Below are 17,013 nucleotides of genomic sequence, written 5' to 3' on the forward strand. Positions count from 1 at the left end.
CGAGGAAAAGTATATCAGATATTTATTTGACAAGGTTAATGACAGCGGTGTTGGTAATAATGCAGTATTAACGATTTACGAAGGAAGCAATGGTCAGATATGGGTTGGGTCAAATGGTGGTGGCATATATAAAATAGATTCGGATCAGGGAGAAGTAATTAACCTCACAACCAGTGATGGTTTGGCACAGGAACAGGTCTACGACATTTGTGAAACCAATGACGGTATCTTATGGTTTGCCACTCAAGGCGGACTTTCTAAATATGAAGTGGAAACCGGGCGCTTTCAAAACTATGATAATCGTGATGGCTTGCTTGGAAGTACATTCAATACATTACTTTATACAAAGTCGAACCAGTTATTAGTGGGGGGAGTTAAAGGATTAAATCAGTTCAATCCCAAAGTGATAAAGGTTAATAATAACATTCCGACAGTAATTTTATCCGAACTATACATTAATAATGCACCAATTAAAGCAGGTGATGAAAACAGTCCGTTAACTAAAAACATTACAGAAACCAAAGAGATTGTACTAAACCATGATCAGACCAACATCAGTATTGAATTTGTAGCCATTAATTATTTCATATCAGAGAAAAACTCATATAGTTATAAACTTGAAAACCTGGAGAATCAATGGAGTAAAGCCTCCTCAAGCCGCATAGTCAAATACAATAACCTTAAGCCTGGAGATTATATTTTTAAGGTTAAGGCCGCAAATAACGACGGCGTTTGGAGCACATCAGAAACAGCTCTTAAAATAAAAGTATTGGCTCCATGGTGGAAACGTTGGTATACCTATCTGGCTTATTTTATTTTGATTGGTGGAGCTATGTATGCCTACATTCGCTACACTGTTGCCTGGATTGATCTTCGACGCAAGCTTGAGTTTGAGGTAATGGAGCGCGAAAAGATTAAAGAATTAAATCAAATGCGCCTGCAGTTCTTCACAAATATCTCTCATGAGTTCAGAACACCATTAACGTTGATCTCCGGTCCTCTTGAATCACTAAAGAAGAAATTGAACTTAGACACTGAAGAGCAAAATCTATTTGATATTGCTCACAAAAATTCAAATGTTCTTTTACGATTAATCAACCAGGTAATGGATTTCAGAAAGGTAGAGAGTGGTTCAATGGAACTAAATGTGAGCGAAAACGATATAGTCAAATACATTAAAGAATGTGCCGAATCATTCCGGTTTATGGCTCAGAAACGTCAAATGAGCTTCAAGGTTAATTGTAATGTTGAATCATTAAAAATTCAGTTTGATAAAGAGATAATCGAAAAGATTATCTATAACCTTCTATCCAATGCATTTAAGTATGGTAAAGAAAATGGTCAGGTCACATTAAACCTATTGCTGTCGGATGAACAAATAATGGAAAGGCAAAATCTGTCCATCAGCATTTCAGATGATGGTGATGGCATCAATTCTGATCACCCGGAAGAAGTATTCATACAGTATAAACGCTTTAGAAATCAGAATCAGCAAATAGCAGGTACAGGTATTGGTTTAGCGCTTACCAAATCACTGGTTCAATTACATGGCGGAAAAATAAGTGTAGAATCTGAAAAAGGGAAAGGAACAACTTTTACAATCAAATTACCTATAATAAATCCATCTGTTTCATCATCTGACAAACAGATAACAGAAAACATCGTTACCGAGGATCATACTACTCCGGATGTGACAACAAAAAACCCAGAGGGCCATAAAAATAGTCTTTATAATTTGCTTATTGTTGACGATAACCAGCAAGTAGTTAACTACCTGCAAACAGTTTTAAACACGGATTATAATGTCACGACTGCATCTGACGGACAGGAGGCATTCAATTATTTAGAAAAGCTAACATTTGATTTAGTAATTACAGATGTAATGATGCCAGTGATGGACGGCATTGAACTTTGTAACAGAATTAAAAACGAGGTTCAGACAAGTCATATTCCTGTTATCATGTTAACGGCTAAAACTTCTGTCGATAACAGTATTGAAGGCTTAAAAACAGGCGCTGATGCCTATCTGCCTAAGCCTTTTAATCCTGATCTTCTATTAGCATATATCGATAACTTACTTAAAGGGCGTGAGAAGTTGAAGCAAATATTTACTGGTAATGCTTTAATTAATCCATCAGAGATTACAACAACTTCAGTAGATGAGCAATTTGTAAGCAAGGCACTTGAAATTGTCAAGTTAAACATGGACAATGAAGCTTTTGGTGTAGAAGAGTTGTGTCAGGAATTGGGTATGAGCAGAAGTAATTTGCATCGTAAAATAAAAGCACTGACAGATAAATCAACCACAGATTTTATACGAACAATCCGCTTAAAAGAAGCTGCTGCCATGCTGGCCAGTGCTGATGATCAGATAAGTGAAATAGCATATAAAGTAGGATTCAACAGTAGCTCCTACTTCATTAAAAGTTTCAAGAAAGAATTTAGCATGTCTCCTGGACAATATAAGCAAGCTCACAAACGCTGGAATTAATGCGATTTGCCAAACATCTTTGAGATGTTTGGCTATTCCTTATCCCAACAAATCTTTAATATCATCAACCGTAAGATTCTTCATAATACTCTCGTCGGTTTGAACGATATCACCCGCCACTTTCTTTTTCCGATCTTGCAGTTTTAAAATTTTCTCTTCAACCGTATCACGACATATCAAACGATAAGCAAATACATTTTTATCCTGTCCAATACGATAACATCGGTCTATAGCTTGATTTTCAACAGCAGGATTCCACCAAGGGTCAACAATATATACATAATCTGCCGCTGTTAGATTTAACCCGGTTCCACCTGCTTTCAGACTAATCAGAAAAACACGCAATTCATCGTCATTCTGAAAATTATTGACCGATTGCTCTCGCTGTTTAGTTGTACTTTTTCCATCGAGGTATTCAAATTCAATCCCGCGACGTGTCAACTCATCTTTAATTAAGCCAAGCATTTTAACAAACTGCGAGAATATCAATATTTTATGATTGGCTGTTTTATCGGTGATATGCTGAATGATTTCTTTGATTTTAACCGACTCGGTTTCATTAATATTTCGATCACCAATCAATTGAGGTGAATCACATATCTGACGTAAGCGTGTTAATGCCTCCAGTACCATCAATTTACTTTTACCAACTCCCTCCGCTTCCATTTTTCCAATTAACTGGTCGCGGAACTGATTGCGATAGGCATCATAAACTCTACGCTGGGCAGTATCCATCTCACAAAAGATGACATCTTCAGTTTTAGGAGGCAGCTCTGATGCTACCTTTTCCTTAGTTCTTCTTAATACAAATGGATTGATGAGGCGTTGCAACTCACCTCCTATCAATTCATCTCCATCTTTGTCAATAGCATTTGAGAAACTTTCCTTAAATGCCGAAACTCCACCCAGAAAACCACGGTTAACGAAACTCATTTGTGCATACAAATCAAATGTACTGTTTTCGATTGGCGTACCAGAGAGTGCCAGTCGACTTTTGGCTTTTAAAAGACTGGCTGCTTTATAACGCCGTGATGCCGGATTCTTTATCGCTTGTGACTCATCCAGAACAATATAATTAAATGAGTATTCTTTCAGCAATTCAATATCACGCAAGAGTATTCCGTAGGTGGTAAAAACAATATCATACTCGTCAAAAATGCCGGTATCCGTTTCGCGCTGAACGCCATAATGATAATGCGCCTTCAAGGATGGAGCAAATTTCCTGATTTCATTTTCCCAGTTAAATAACAGTGTTGTTGGCACTATAATCAGATTGGTTGTTGAATCATAAGCCAGAATATGCTTTAAAAAAGTTAACACCTGAAGTGTCTTACCCAGTCCCATATCGTCTGCAAGGATACCTCCCCACCCCATTTCATGAAGGAAATTTAACCAGTTTAATCCTTCCTTCTGATAATGGCGCAAATCGGCCGTTATACCTGCCGGAATAGCGGTATCTTCAATACGAGTGAATGATGCCAGCTTGCGGCGCTTTTCTGTCAATTCTTCCAATACCGCCGCATCATCAATATTATCGAATAGTTCATCTACAATGGAAAAACGTAACTTAGAAACAGTTAAATGCTCACCATTGACTTCCCCATGCCTGAAGTATTTTTCAAAACGATGGAACCATTCTGCCGGCAATACTCCCACTGAACCATCAGATAACTGAATATAGCGTTGCTTGTTGAGAACCGCTTTACGTATATCACTCAATTTAACAATGTTGTCACCAAAGCTCACATTAACCTTAATATCGAACCAATCCTGTCCCGAACTAATGGAGGTAGATATTTTCCCTTTATGAGGTGAATACTTAAAACTCTTCAGATCGTTGAGCCCATATACTTCAATATTATTAAGCTGCAGGGCATCAAAAAACCTGTAAAACCACATATCGTGATTAAACTCATTGTAATGCAGATGAAACACTTTGCTGCTTTTCTGAGCCTCGAATTTTGGATGCAGGGTTGATAATTGTTCTGCAAAATCTTCCTCTAACTCAAAGTTGCGCTTGTATTGAATGATCTTATTGTCCTCTTCAATCAACACATTACCATTGGTGGTTAATTTAACCGATACACCATGATGATACTCTACTTGCGGTGAGATGATTAAGTGATGGTCCTGCTCAGATAGAAACACCTGCTTCTTTTTAAAATCCAACTCAGCTGTCTCCAGCGGATAAATCCCTTTATCAAAATTCATATCGAAGCTATTTGAAAGGGGCTTAATCACTTTTTCGAAGAAGTAATCTTTTTGCGATTTAACAATCTTTATTGGCTCACTGTGTTCAACAATTAACTTGGCAACGCGGTAATCTTTGGTCACATAATATACTCCGTCAACAACGTAAATAAATTGCCCTGATTGTTCGATATCTATTTCTTCCACACCTAAAACGCGATCACCAATTTTTAATCGGGGATTTAGGTAAGTAAAGGTTTCATCTTCTTTAACTTCATAGAAACCATCTATTGCTTCAGCAGCAATAACTATAGGTTCAAGATCTCCTTTGCGTAATTTGTAGTTATTGGAATGATTGACATAAACGTGCTTTTCCTCTGCCAATAGTTCCATTATTCGCTTATGAATAATGAACAATTCTGATGGAGGAATGGAAGCATTGCAATCATCGATTAAAGTCAATAGCTCCTTCTGATGCTCGCTTAGGTTTAGTACGTAATCTTCATGCAAACCATCATATTCTGTGATATGAGAACTTAAAGCCTCACGCGATTTATTAGGTTTACCTATGATTGGAGTTAATTCAATAACGTAATTATCGCTAAAGTAGGTTTGAGTGGTGCTTAACTCCAAAATAAACCCCATCTCGCGTTCCTCTTTTTGAACCTCATCCTGCGCTTCAAGACGAAAAGTTTCAACATCAATTTCGTGGAGTATCTGGTTAACTACTTGAGACTCGTCATTTGAAACGGGGATTAATCCTTTTGCAAATTCTGTATGCTGAGCAACTAACCCTAATTTCTCATCGAAGCCTATCTTAAAATAGGTATCAAAATCCCCTCTATCCAAGCCATGTTGAATAAGTGTTTCATTTTTAATTCCCTCAAGGCTAAACTTAAACACTCTTTTAAGTAAGTCCGGACTGGCAGAACGGGCAATTTTCAGCAAACATATAACCTCAGGCTCAGTTAAGGTTTGCAAATTTGTTTTCTCTTCAGGCGATATGTAAACCTTATCATCCACATAGCTAAAAACCACCTTTACATGCTTTTTGAAATTCTGGTCGAGCTGGACAATGAGTTTATTCTCCAGAATGATAAGTTCTGATATATAACTCACCTGGTAACTATATGATACAGCACTTAATATTGAATACGTAGTATTCTCCTTAACAAAGTTCTCTGTTACATTTTCAAAAGATGGCAATTCAAATCCCAATACAGATCGGCCTGAAACGGCACGCTGGTTGGATTGCTCATCACGCTTTTCAAATCCTAACTGAATGTTTCCATCAATATCTGCTATAAATAACAGGGCTGCGACAGTATGTATGCAAAAGCGTCCTCCAATATATGAGCAGTTACACATCGTCTCAATTTGACGCTGGTTAAGGTGACGTACTTGTACCTTATGCATTTTGGTGTCTTTAACTGAGAAAATCCAGTTATCCAATGCCTTTTGGTAAAGCTGAAGTGAAACTTTCCCTTCCTTATATAGGTTGGTACCTGCACTGCTTATATCGTTCGATACATAAAAATCAATCTCACCACTAATAAAATCTCTTACGCTCTCCGCCATATTCAGTTGTCCATTTGAAAAGTGCTAATCCGCAAAAGTACAAACACTGTAGCAAAACACCGCTATTTAAAGTTTGGTATTTATCGCTCCATTTTTAATATCATTGATAGTCAGCAAGAAAATTTTTCGGGCAGTTAAGAACTATAGATCGTTCGATTTTTGATATAAGACATAAGATAGATTTACAAGACGCTTAAAGACATAGTTTTAGAGATCAAAAGAGTAGAATGAACTTGATTTATAATCAAACCCTTGCAGAAGCTTTAACGACCTATTTAGGAAACAGTTTTATCTTAAGTTTTTTGGTAAATTAAACTATAGATCTCAAAAGGTTAAACCTTTTACATCGAAAGGTTAAGCCTTTGGCATCAAAAGGTTAAACCTTTGGCATCGAAAGGTTAAACCTTAGACATCGCAGGGTTAAACCATGATACTTCCCAGCCTTAGAGAGTCAGTTTCCATAAAAAAGCCTGACAGGATTCGAAATCCTATCAGGCTTACCATATTGAATTCTGTTATACTTACTGGCGTGCTTCAATCCACTTCCTGGCATTTACAAAGGCTTCTATCCAAGGCGAAACCTGATCATCTTTGCGATCCGCAGGATAATATCCCCATTGCCATGGGAAGATGGCGCGCTCTAGGTGCGGCATCATTGCTAAATGACGGCCGTCGTTGGAGCAAATAGCGGCCGTATTGTAATCACTACCGTTCGGATTAGCCGGATAGGTAGCATGCGAATACTTACCAACAATATTATATTGATCTTCGGCATATGGCAACTGGTATTTACCTTCGCCGTGAGCCACCCAAACTCCTAACTTAGTACCCGACAATGAACCTAACATCACAGTATCATTTTGAGCAATCTCCATATTCAGGAAGATGGATTCAAATTTATGCGATTCATTGTGCAACATCTTTGGCTTCTCAGCATGATCAGGATAAACCAAACCAAGCTCAACCATTAATTGACAACCATTGCAAATACCTAAACTTAATGTATCCGGGCGTGCATAGAAGTTATCAAGTGCCATTTTTGCTTTTGGATTGTACAAGAAAGCTCCTGCCCAACCTTTGGCTGACCCTAACACATCACTGTTTGAGAATCCACCAACAAATACAATCATGTTGATATCTTCCAATGTTTCGCGGCCATTGATCAGGTCTGTCATATGAACATCTTTCACGTCCATACCTGCCAGGAACATACTATAAGCCATCTCACGGTCGCCATTCACCCCTTTCTCACGGATGATAGCAGCTTTAATACCTGAACGCTCTTTACGATCTAATACTAAGTTCCACTGATCTAGCTGCCCTGTAAATGCGGTTGGGAAATTATAATCCAAAGTATGATTTGCATAATTATCAAAACGCTCTTTGGCAAGCTTCTCACCGCTCTGCTTACGATCTAATAAGTAGGATGTCTTGTACCAATCGTTACGATATTTGTCGATATCTAGGTTTAATACTTGTCCGTTGTTTTCTATTATTAATTCGCGTCCTTCGACTGGCTGACCAAGCTCCATAAACTGGATTCCTTTCGCTTCCAAAATAGATGAAACTGTTGCTAAATCTTTCACTTGGATAATAACACCCGGGTTTTCAGAGAATAACAACTTAATCAAATCTTTCTCTTCATAATTGCTAAGGTTAACCTTAGCACCAAATGTTGTATTGGCAAAATTCATTTCTAATAATGCAGTTACCAAACCACCTGCAGATACATCATGTCCTGCCAGTACCAATCCTTTATTGATCAGCTCCTGAATGGTATTAAAACCATTCTTAAAATAGTCAACATCAGTTACAGTTGGGGCTTCAGCACCCAGCTTATTCACCACCTGGGCAAATGAGCTACCTCCAAGTTTCAAGCTATCAAACGACAGGTCTATATGTAATAGGTGCGTATCTATATCTTTCACCAATACTGGCTCAACGATGTTTTTAATATCATTCACCTCACCTGCTCCTGAGATAATCACAGTACCTGGACTGTAAACCAAGTCGCCATCCTTGTACTTCTGTGTCATCGACAAAGAATCTTTACCTGTAGGGACGTTAATACCCAACTCACAGCTAAAGTCACTCACAGCCTCAACAGCGCGATACAAACGACTGTCTTCACCCTTGTTTTTACAAGGCCACATCCAGTTGGCACTTAAGGATACACCTTTTAATCCATGTGTTAATGGTGCCCACACCAAGTTGGTTAATGCTTCGGCAATTGAAACAACTGCTCCTGCGGCAGGATCAACCAAACCGATAGCCGGAGCATGACCAATTGAAGTGGCAATACCTTTCTCGCCTTTGTAATCGATGGCACAAGCACCCAAGTTATTCAATGGCAACTGCAGTTCACCGGCACATTGTTGCTTGGCTACTTTACCCGTTACCGAACGGTCAACTTTATTGGTTAACCAATCTTTACAGGCAACAGCTTCCAACTGAAGTACATCGCTGATATATTTTTCTATCTCAGTTGTTTCATACTCAACAGCTGTAAATTTCTCATCTGCTGTTTCATCATTCATGATGGTTTTTGGCGGGTTACCAAACATATCGGCCAGCTTCCAGTCGATGGGTGCATTACCCTTATCATCTTCAAACTTAAAGTGCATATCTCCAGTCGTCTCTCCCACCTCGTAGAAAGGTGCGCGCTCACGAGCCGATATATTCTTTAGGTTCTCAATGTCTTTATCTTTCAGTACAAGCCCCATACGCTCCTGCGACTCGTTACCAGCAATTTCTTTTGATGAAAGCGTTGGATCGCCCACAGGTAACTTATCTAAATGAATGGTTCCCCCTGTTGTTTCTACCAACTCCGACAAACAGTTCAAGTGTCCACCTGCACCATGGTCGTGAATCGAAACAATTGGGTTTTCATCCGACTCAGCCAAAGCTCGAATAGCGTTCATCGCACGCTTTTGCATTTCAGGATTCGAACGCTGAACAGCATTCAACTCAATAGAGTTATCATACTCACCTGTAGCAACGGATGATACGGCTCCTCCGCCCATACCAATGCGGTAGTTATCGCCACCAAGAATCACCACTTTATCTCCTTTTTCAGGATCAGCTTTAATGGCATGCTCTTTACGACCAAAACCAATACCACCAGCCAACATGATTACCTTATCAAAAGCAAACTTTTTGTGATTCTCAAAGTGCTCAAAAGTTAGCACCGAACCGCAGATCATTGGCTGACCAAATTTATTACCAAAATCTGATGCACCATTGGATGCTTTAATCAAAATCTCCTCTGGTGTTTGGTATAACCAATCACGAGCTGGCGTATCTTTTTCCCATGCACGTCCTTCTTCCGAGCGTGAATAAGAAGTCATATAAACCGCTGTACCTGCCAATGGCAATGAACCTTGTCCACCGGCTAAACGGTCACGAATTTCTCCTCCACTACCTGTAGCAGCACCGTTAAACGGCTCTACAGTTGTTGGGAAGTTATGAGTTTCGGCCTTTAATGAAAGAACCGTATCAATTTCTTTTGTTTCGAAGAAATCAGCCGTATCCTGACGGCCAGGTGCAAACTGCATTGCCTTAGGACCTTCAACAAAGGCTACGTTGTCTTTATAGGCTGATACGATGAAGTTAGGATTCGTCTCTGAAGTTTTCTTAATCAACTTAAATAACGAGCTTTCTTTCTCTTCGCCATCAATGATAAAGATACCGTTGAAGATTTTATGACGACAATGCTCTGAGTTCACTTGTGAAAATCCAAACACCTCGCTATCGGTTAGTTTGCGTCCCAAACGCTCACTTAATTCATTCAGGTAATTAATTTCCTCCTCACTCAAAGCCAATCCTTCTTGTACATTGTAGGCTGCTACATCTTCAATATGAACAATTGGTTCAGGTTCTTTATCGATGGTGAAAATTTCGCCATCCAAACCTTTATACATTGCCTGGAGCATTGGGTCAAATTCTGCTTTCTCAGAATCAACTTCGAAAAACTCCTCTATGCGCACAATTCCATTGATACCCATATTTTGAGTAATCTCAACAGCATTAGTACTCCACGGAGTAATCATTTCTTTACGTGGACCAACAAAAAAGCCTTCTAAAGTTTTACTTTCAGAAAGCTTTGCTCCACTAAATAGCCACTCTAACTTACTAATGTTATCAGCTGAAAGATCGGCTTGCGTTCCTACCGCAATAATCTGCTTTGAATCTCCCTTGAAAAACAGAACCATGAATGAATGTTTTGAATTTGTTTTTTATTGAGCTGCAAATTTAGTAATAGTTCAGTAGTTTTTATGTAGAAGTAAACTGATTATTGACTAACTTTTAAACAAATTGTTGATAAAAAACAAAGAGGTTATTCAAATGAATAACCTCTTCTCTCTAAAACCAAAAAACTACCTGCGCTTATAATAGTTTATCCTTTCGGATAAAAGTAGCCAGTAGAACAGAAAGATATGTTCAATCTTTCAGGTATAAATCTACTACTTTTTAAACAGCTGACAAGAAAAAAGTAATAAAATGTTAAAATTAACTTTTTTCTTATTTTTGCATTGATAATCCACATTCACCGCTATGATAATTAACGAATCAATTCAGTTTATTCCGTCACTTAATCAGGAAGTTAAAACAATTACCCTTCAAAACCGAAAGCACACTCAAGTCACCGTTACCAATTATGGTGGAATTATAATGAGTATTAAAACTCCGGACCGAAGAGGTAATTTTGCCGAAATAGCTCTTGGCTTTAATAATGTTGAAGACTATTTAAGCGACAACTACAAAAACAATTGTCCATATTTTGGTGCGGCAATTGGCCGATATGCCAACCGAATAAAAGATGGTCAATTCAGTATTGATGGAACCAACTACCAACTTAACTGTAACAATGGTCCCAATGCATTGCATGGTGGTCCCAAAGGTTTCCATCAGAAAATATGGGATATGGAAACTTTTAAAGAACCAAAGAGAACTGGTGTTATATTAACTCTTGACTCAAAGGATATGGAGGAGGGTTTCCCTGGTAACTTAAAGGTTAAAATGACCTATACCCTTACTTTTGACAATGAATTGGTAATTGATTACGAAGCAAAAACTGATAAGAAAACCATTATCAACCTGACCAACCATACCTATTTTAACCTGTCAAGTATGCAAAGCAATGTACTTGATCACATGTTGGTACTTTATGCAGATAGGTTTACTCCTAAAGACGAAAATGATATTCCAACAGGAGAAGTTGTATCAGTAAATGATTCACCTATGGATTTTTTACTTCCGAAAAAAATTGGCGAACGCATCAGTGATGTGGATGGAAGAGGATATGATCACAACTTTGCCATTAATGGTTTTGAAGGCGACTTAAACATCGGCGCGCGCCTTGTAGATGGAAGTACAGGTCGCTCGCTTGAATTTTACACAACAGAACCTGGATTTCAGGTTTATACTGGTAACTATCTTGATGGGAGTTTTAAAAGAGATGGTATTTCTTTTGATGAGAACTATGGCGTTTGCTTTGAAGCTCAAAAATTTCCAGACAGCCCTAACAAACCAAATTTCCCAAGTGCTGAACTAAAACCAGAAGAAACATATCGACAGACGACCGTTTATAAATTTGGTTTGGCAGAATAAAGCAAAAAGAGCATTACCGAAAAAAGTAACGCTCTTTCCTTTCACTTATTTAGCGATATCTGACTATCGTTTTCTCATTAATCCATGATCCTACAGTGTAATTCTCACCCTCCTGAATACCATGGAAGAAACCCGTTTCTTTGTCAGGTAAATATTGTGAATATAGATTAATCTGTTTCTCCGCTTCCTCGGTACATTCCGGATCTATTGATTTTGCTTTTTTAAATCGATCTATCGCTACCCAGTATACCGTTTGATGTTCAAAATCACTTTCACCATACTTTGCACTTTCCTGCGCATATATATTTCCAATTAAGATATGAGGTTTTCCCCAGTTACCTTTCTTCTGCAGGGCATTCTGTGCATACTTTCTCGCTTCGGGGCTGTTTTTAAAGTGTGAGAAAGTAACTACAGCCAATTCATAAAAGCATTTGGCCTGTAATTCTTCATCATCAGCCTGACTGATAGTTTTTAAGTAATACTCTTTAGCCTTATCAAACTGATTTTGTTTTATAAAGTACTTTGCTAATAAATATGAAGCACTGGCAGTTGGTTCCAGCTCATAATTCCTTTCAGCAGCCTTGGCATATAATTCACTATTTGTACACTCCAGAGAAATTAGCAACTTTAACAAACGTTCAAGTCCGACCTGATTATCTTTAACAAGTTCATATTTCTCCAATAAGGCATTTTGCAAGGCAATACAATCGTTTAATCCGCTTTTAGCAACAATCTCAACACATGTATTACTTGCCTTATTCAACATGGCTTTATGCTTTTCGCTTTTTTGTCTTGAAATATGAGATGCCAATACTTCATCAACATCCAAATATACATTTAACAACTCAATCTCAGTCCGATCTCCAGTTTTCAACAAGGCATTGGTTGCCTGCAGCCAGTTAACCGCAACCATAGGCTCCATTTTTGTAGCTAATTGTTCATGTGAAGATTCAAAACACTGGATAGCCTTCTGAATTGATTCCACATCATCTCGACGGTAAGTAACAATATCAATCCCTTTTCTTCCTAACACCCATCCTTCAGGATATTTGGGATGATTGCCAAAGTATTTGATACGCTGATCATAAATCATTAGTAAAGTATCGACTAATGCAGCTTTTCTAGTTGCATCTTTCTCCTTTTTGATGTAATGTTTATAAATGTTTATGCCATCAGAATAAAGACGAATTGTAACATCAGGACATTGATTAAACATCGTACGCCAGGCATCGATTGAATAATCATACATCCTTTTCTTTAAGGCTTCCTTGTATAACGAATAGTTTTTTAAACACTCAACACTATCCATTTTGTGCACTTCCTGTGCAACAGAATACGTTGATCCAGCTATTATCCCCAATAATAGCAATAAACTCAATACATGTCTCTTCATGGTCATCAGGTTTAACTTAATTAATGTTGGAAAAATTCCTCAAGTAATATGCCACGTTTTTTTTATCACTCACTATCTGATTATTAACGTAAAAATCCAATTACTTTTCATGTACGCATTTATGCACCACGTGGGCGAAAACGAACACTTGTTAGAATTTTCTGTTATCTTAGTTTTGAAAACAACAACACAATGAAAAGCATAATTAATTTCTTTGAGGATAGTGTCAGTAAATACCCTGAAAATCCTCTTGTATGGGAAAAAACTGATAATCAATTCAAATCATACACTTATAAAGAGATACAAAAAGAAGTCCATACACTATCTAATGGTCTCTTAGCATTAGGAATAAATCCTCAGGATAGAATTGCATTGCTATCAGAAGGAAGACGACTGTGGTTGGTAAGTGAACTTGCTATTTTGCATATCGGCGCCATTAATGTGCCTTTATCGACCAAGCTTGAGGCTGATACTGATCTAATATTCAGATTAAACCATTCTGAAGCTGAAACTGTAATTGTATCGAAAAATCAACTTGAAAAAATACGACTCATTAAGGGTGAATTAACCTCATTAAAGCAAGTCATCGTTTTAGATTCGATAGATAATGTATTAGATCAGGAAATATTGATAGAGGGTGTTTTTAATCTGGCTAAAGATTATTCCTCAAAAAATCCTGATGCACTTAAGGAAGTAATGAGTAATGTCAAACCTGAAACACATGCAAATATTTGTTATACATCAGGTACAACCGCTGATCCGAAAGGAATTATATTATCACACAGAAATTATACTGCTAACGTTGAACAAGCATTTAGCTATATAAATATTCCACAGCATTTTAAGACACTTGTCGTATTACCTTGGGATCATGCATTCGCTCATACAGCATCATTATATGCTTTTATGCATAAAGGCGCATCTATAGCTTCAGTTCAAATAGGTCGTAACCAGCATGAAACATTGAAGAATTTTGTAACAAATATGCAGGAGATTAAGCCAGAGATATTAATGAGCGTACCTGCCTTGGCAAAAAATTTCAAGAAAAATATTGAAAAGGCAATTGAGGCCAAAGGCACTTTTGCAACTAAATTATTTAATTCCGGATTATCTTTTGCCTATTGGTATAACGGGAATGGTCAAAAGGCCGGTAACGGTTTTAAGAAATTATCATACCCAATATACGCTTTCTTCAAAGGACTTATCTTTAATAAAATTAAAGAGCGATTTGGTGGCAACTTAAACTATTTCATTGGTGGTGGTGCTCTTCTTGATATTGATTTACAACGTTTTTTTTATGCATTAGGTATCCCAATGTACCAAGGGTATGGATTGAGTGAAGCATCACCAATCATATCAGCTAATACCCCTAAATTCCATAAATTGGGTTCTTCTGGGAAAGTTGTTAATCAACTCGAAATAAAAATTTGTGATGACGATGGCAATGCACTTCCTATAGGTGAAAAAGGCGAAATTGTTATTCGTGGTGAAAATGTCATGCAAGGGTACTGGCGTAACGAAGATGCCACCAAAGAAACAATCAGGGATCAGTGGCTTTATACTGGTGACTTGGGCTATTTGGACAATGAAAATTACCTTTATGTGCTTGGTCGATTTAAAAGCCTACTGATTGGTTCTGATGGAGAAAAATATAGCCCTGAAGGAATCGAAGAAGCAATTATTGATCATTGCGAATATGTTGATCAGTTTGTTCTTCACAACAATCAGAATCCATTCACAAGTGGTCTTATTGTAGCCAATAAAGAAAAATTAAAACAGTGGGCTAAAAGTAATAATAAGCACCTCGATTCAGACGACACCATTATTGAAATGTTGGAATTAATCCAATCTAAAATTAATGAGCTAAAGCAGCAGAATACCGAAAATATGAATTTCCCGGGCAGATGGCTTCCCACTACACTAGCTATTTTAAATGAAAGCTTTACCGAAAAGAACAAACTACTGAACAGTACTATGAAAGTTGTAAGGCCGAAAGTTGAGGAATATTTTTCTGATCAGATCGACTACCTTTACACACCTGATGCAAAAAACTTTTGCTCACAGACTAATATTAAAAACCTTAGAACTTTTATAAGTAATAATGAGTAATTATACATTTGAAGTTTGCATTGATTCGGTACAATCGGCAATAAATGCGCAGGAAGCAGGTGCAAACAGAGTTGAACTTTGTGATAACCTCTTTGAAGGGGGCACAACTCCAAGTGCCGGTATGATAAAGCAAGTTCGTAAGGCTGCTCCTGATATTAAGCTATTTGTGATCATTCGACCAAGGGGTGGAGACTTTGTGTATTCCGAGGATGAAATAAATATTATGCTTTCCGATATTGAAATGGCAAGTCAATTTGGTGGAGATGGAAGAGTCTCATGCTGGCTAGTGGAAGACGGAGATATAGACACTGCTAATACAAAAAAGCTAATTGAGGCATGTAATGGTCTGTCTTTCACTTTTCATCGAGCCTTTGACATGTGTAAGGATCCCTTAAAGGCTATAGATCAATTGGCCAGCATTGGTGTTAATCGAATACTTACTTCCGGATTAGAACAAACGGCGGATTTGGGTATTGAATTCATCAAAAAGATCATTCTTCATGCTAACAATCGATTAAATATTTTAGTGGGTTCTGGTATTAAACCTGACAATATTAAATTGATCGCTGATCGAACCCAAGCAAAGGAATTCCATTTCTCTGCTAGAAGAGAAAAAAAGTCTCCTATGAAATTTAAAAACAACCGGATTAACATGGGTGGAATTGCCGGAATTCCTGAATTTAGTCGTTTTCTTTCTGACAAAGCAATAATAAAAGCAACAATTAATGCATTAGCTCGTACATAGGTGTAATATTTTGATGCTTTCACTAAGAAAAAACGACATTCCGTAAATTTTTTTTCTTAATGACACATCTTTATTACATTTTTGGGTTAAATACATTTTTGTAATCGTAAACTTTTTTACATTTTTACACGAAATTAAAGCACATTCGAATGCCATTATCGTTAAGATATTTTATTGTACTTACTGTTTTGCTTTCAACTTTCCTGCCCGAATCGAATGCACAGCGTAGAAGAAAACCAAAGATTTGGGAAGGTTTTAGTGTTACTGGTCGCCTTGGTGCTAACCATTTTTATGGAGATTTGGTAGATGATGGTAGAACAAACATTTCGCTCGGATTTACCGCAGAGAAAGAACTTAATACTTTTCTATCAGCGCGAGCATCCACTATGGGTGGTCAAATGAGTGGTTCACAGATCGCTGGCGATAAATCAGATCCTAACCTGATATACGCTTATTTTGATAACATCTATACTGAATTTAATGGAGGTGTTACTTTCCGCCCTCTAAATATCATGCTCGGATATTACAAACAACGTTCATTTAATCCATATGTTATTGGTCAGGTTGGACTGATTTACTACAATGCATCAGAATATTTTGGAAATGGAAATGATCAAGGTGTTCCTGAAGGGAATCTTTGGCGAGAAAAGAGCGGCTTAACAGCCTCATTATCTGGAGGTTTTGGCTTATCATATTGGATCAATTCCCAGTGGAGTATTAACATCGAAGCTATCGGTACATTACCTACAAGTGACGAACTTGATGGTCACAGTGAATGGTCTTCAGATGGCATTATATACAAAACCGAAGCTAATGATTTCTATTATACAACAAGCTTTGGTATTACGTTCTTAATTGATGATAGCCGCTGGAAAAATGAGCCAAGATCGGAAGAGC

The 17,013-nt window shown here is 37.6% G+C and carries 8 protein-coding genes; 5 read left to right on the forward strand and 3 right to left on the reverse strand.

Translation table 11 applies throughout. The annotated features are described in order from the left end of the window. Positions 1–2,491: response regulator (locus AC4MRQ_RS19460; protein WP_491199379.1), on the forward strand; the 2,491-nt coding region annotated here is incomplete at its 5' end. Positions 2,492–2,530: 39 nt separating this feature from the next. Here AC4MRQ_RS19460 and AC4MRQ_RS19465 read toward each other — a convergent pair. Both AC4MRQ_RS19465 and purL read right to left on the reverse strand, forming a co-directional pair. Continuing rightward, a complete protein-coding gene (locus AC4MRQ_RS19465) occupies positions 2,531–6,259 on the reverse strand; it encodes a DEAD/DEAH box helicase (RefSeq protein WP_491199380.1) in 3,729 nt (1,242 codons plus the stop codon). A 521-nt stretch (positions 6,260–6,780) separates the two neighbouring features. Next, positions 6,781–10,470: a phosphoribosylformylglycinamidine synthase gene (gene purL / locus AC4MRQ_RS19470; RefSeq protein WP_491199381.1), complete on the reverse strand. Its 3,690-nt coding sequence runs from the start codon at positions 10,468–10,470 to the stop codon at positions 6,781–6,783. 343 nt (positions 10,471–10,813) lie between these two features. Here purL and AC4MRQ_RS19475 point away from each other — a divergent pair, with 343 nt between their 5' ends. Then, positions 10,814–11,869: an aldose epimerase family protein gene (locus tag AC4MRQ_RS19475; protein WP_491199382.1), complete on the forward strand. Its 1,056-nt coding sequence runs from the start codon at positions 10,814–10,816 to the stop codon at positions 11,867–11,869. A 49-nt stretch (positions 11,870–11,918) separates the two neighbouring features. On the opposite strand, the gene AC4MRQ_RS19480 is transcribed toward AC4MRQ_RS19475, so the two are convergent. Then, the gene (locus AC4MRQ_RS19480; protein ID WP_491199383.1) at positions 11,919–13,262 is read right to left on the reverse strand and encodes a tetratricopeptide repeat protein; all 1,344 of its coding nucleotides are present in this window, start codon (positions 13,260–13,262) and stop codon (positions 11,919–11,921) included. Between the two features lie 192 nt (positions 13,263–13,454). Here AC4MRQ_RS19480 and AC4MRQ_RS19485 point away from each other — a divergent pair, with 192 nt between their 5' ends. From AC4MRQ_RS19485 to AC4MRQ_RS19495, 3 genes are all read left to right on the forward strand, one after another. Continuing rightward, entirely contained in the window at positions 13,455–15,371 is a 1,917-nt protein-coding gene (locus tag AC4MRQ_RS19485) for an AMP-dependent synthetase/ligase (protein WP_491199384.1), read from the forward strand. After that, the gene (locus tag AC4MRQ_RS19490; protein WP_491199385.1) at positions 15,364–16,116 is read left to right on the forward strand and encodes a copper homeostasis protein CutC; all 753 of its coding nucleotides are present in this window, start codon (positions 15,364–15,366) and stop codon (positions 16,114–16,116) included. Before AC4MRQ_RS19485 ends, AC4MRQ_RS19490 begins: the two co-directional genes overlap by 8 nt. Positions 16,117–16,265: 149 nt before the next feature. After that, positions 16,266–17,013: outer membrane beta-barrel protein (locus AC4MRQ_RS19495; protein ID WP_491199386.1), on the forward strand; the 748-nt coding region annotated here is incomplete at its 3' end.

It is taken from the genome of Carboxylicivirga sp. (genome assembly GCF_982718395.1).

Excerpts from the sequence above, each read along its gene's own strand:
- AC4MRQ_RS19465 (WP_491199380.1), bottom strand. The coding sequence starts at position 6,259 with ATGGCGGAGAGCGTAAGAGATTTTATTAGTGGTGAGATTGATTTTTAT.
- purL (WP_491199381.1), bottom strand. The coding sequence starts at position 10,470 with ATGGTTCTGTTTTTCAAGGGAGATTCAAAGCAGATTATTGCGGTAGGA.
- AC4MRQ_RS19475 (WP_491199382.1), top strand. The coding sequence starts at position 10,814 with ATGATAATTAACGAATCAATTCAGTTTATTCCGTCACTTAATCAGGAA.
- AC4MRQ_RS19480 (WP_491199383.1), bottom strand. The coding sequence starts at position 13,262 with ATGAAGAGACATGTATTGAGTTTATTGCTATTATTGGGGATAATAGCT.
- AC4MRQ_RS19485 (WP_491199384.1), top strand. The coding sequence starts at position 13,455 with ATGAAAAGCATAATTAATTTCTTTGAGGATAGTGTCAGTAAATACCCT.
- AC4MRQ_RS19490 (WP_491199385.1), top strand. The coding sequence starts at position 15,364 with ATGAGTAATTATACATTTGAAGTTTGCATTGATTCGGTACAATCGGCA.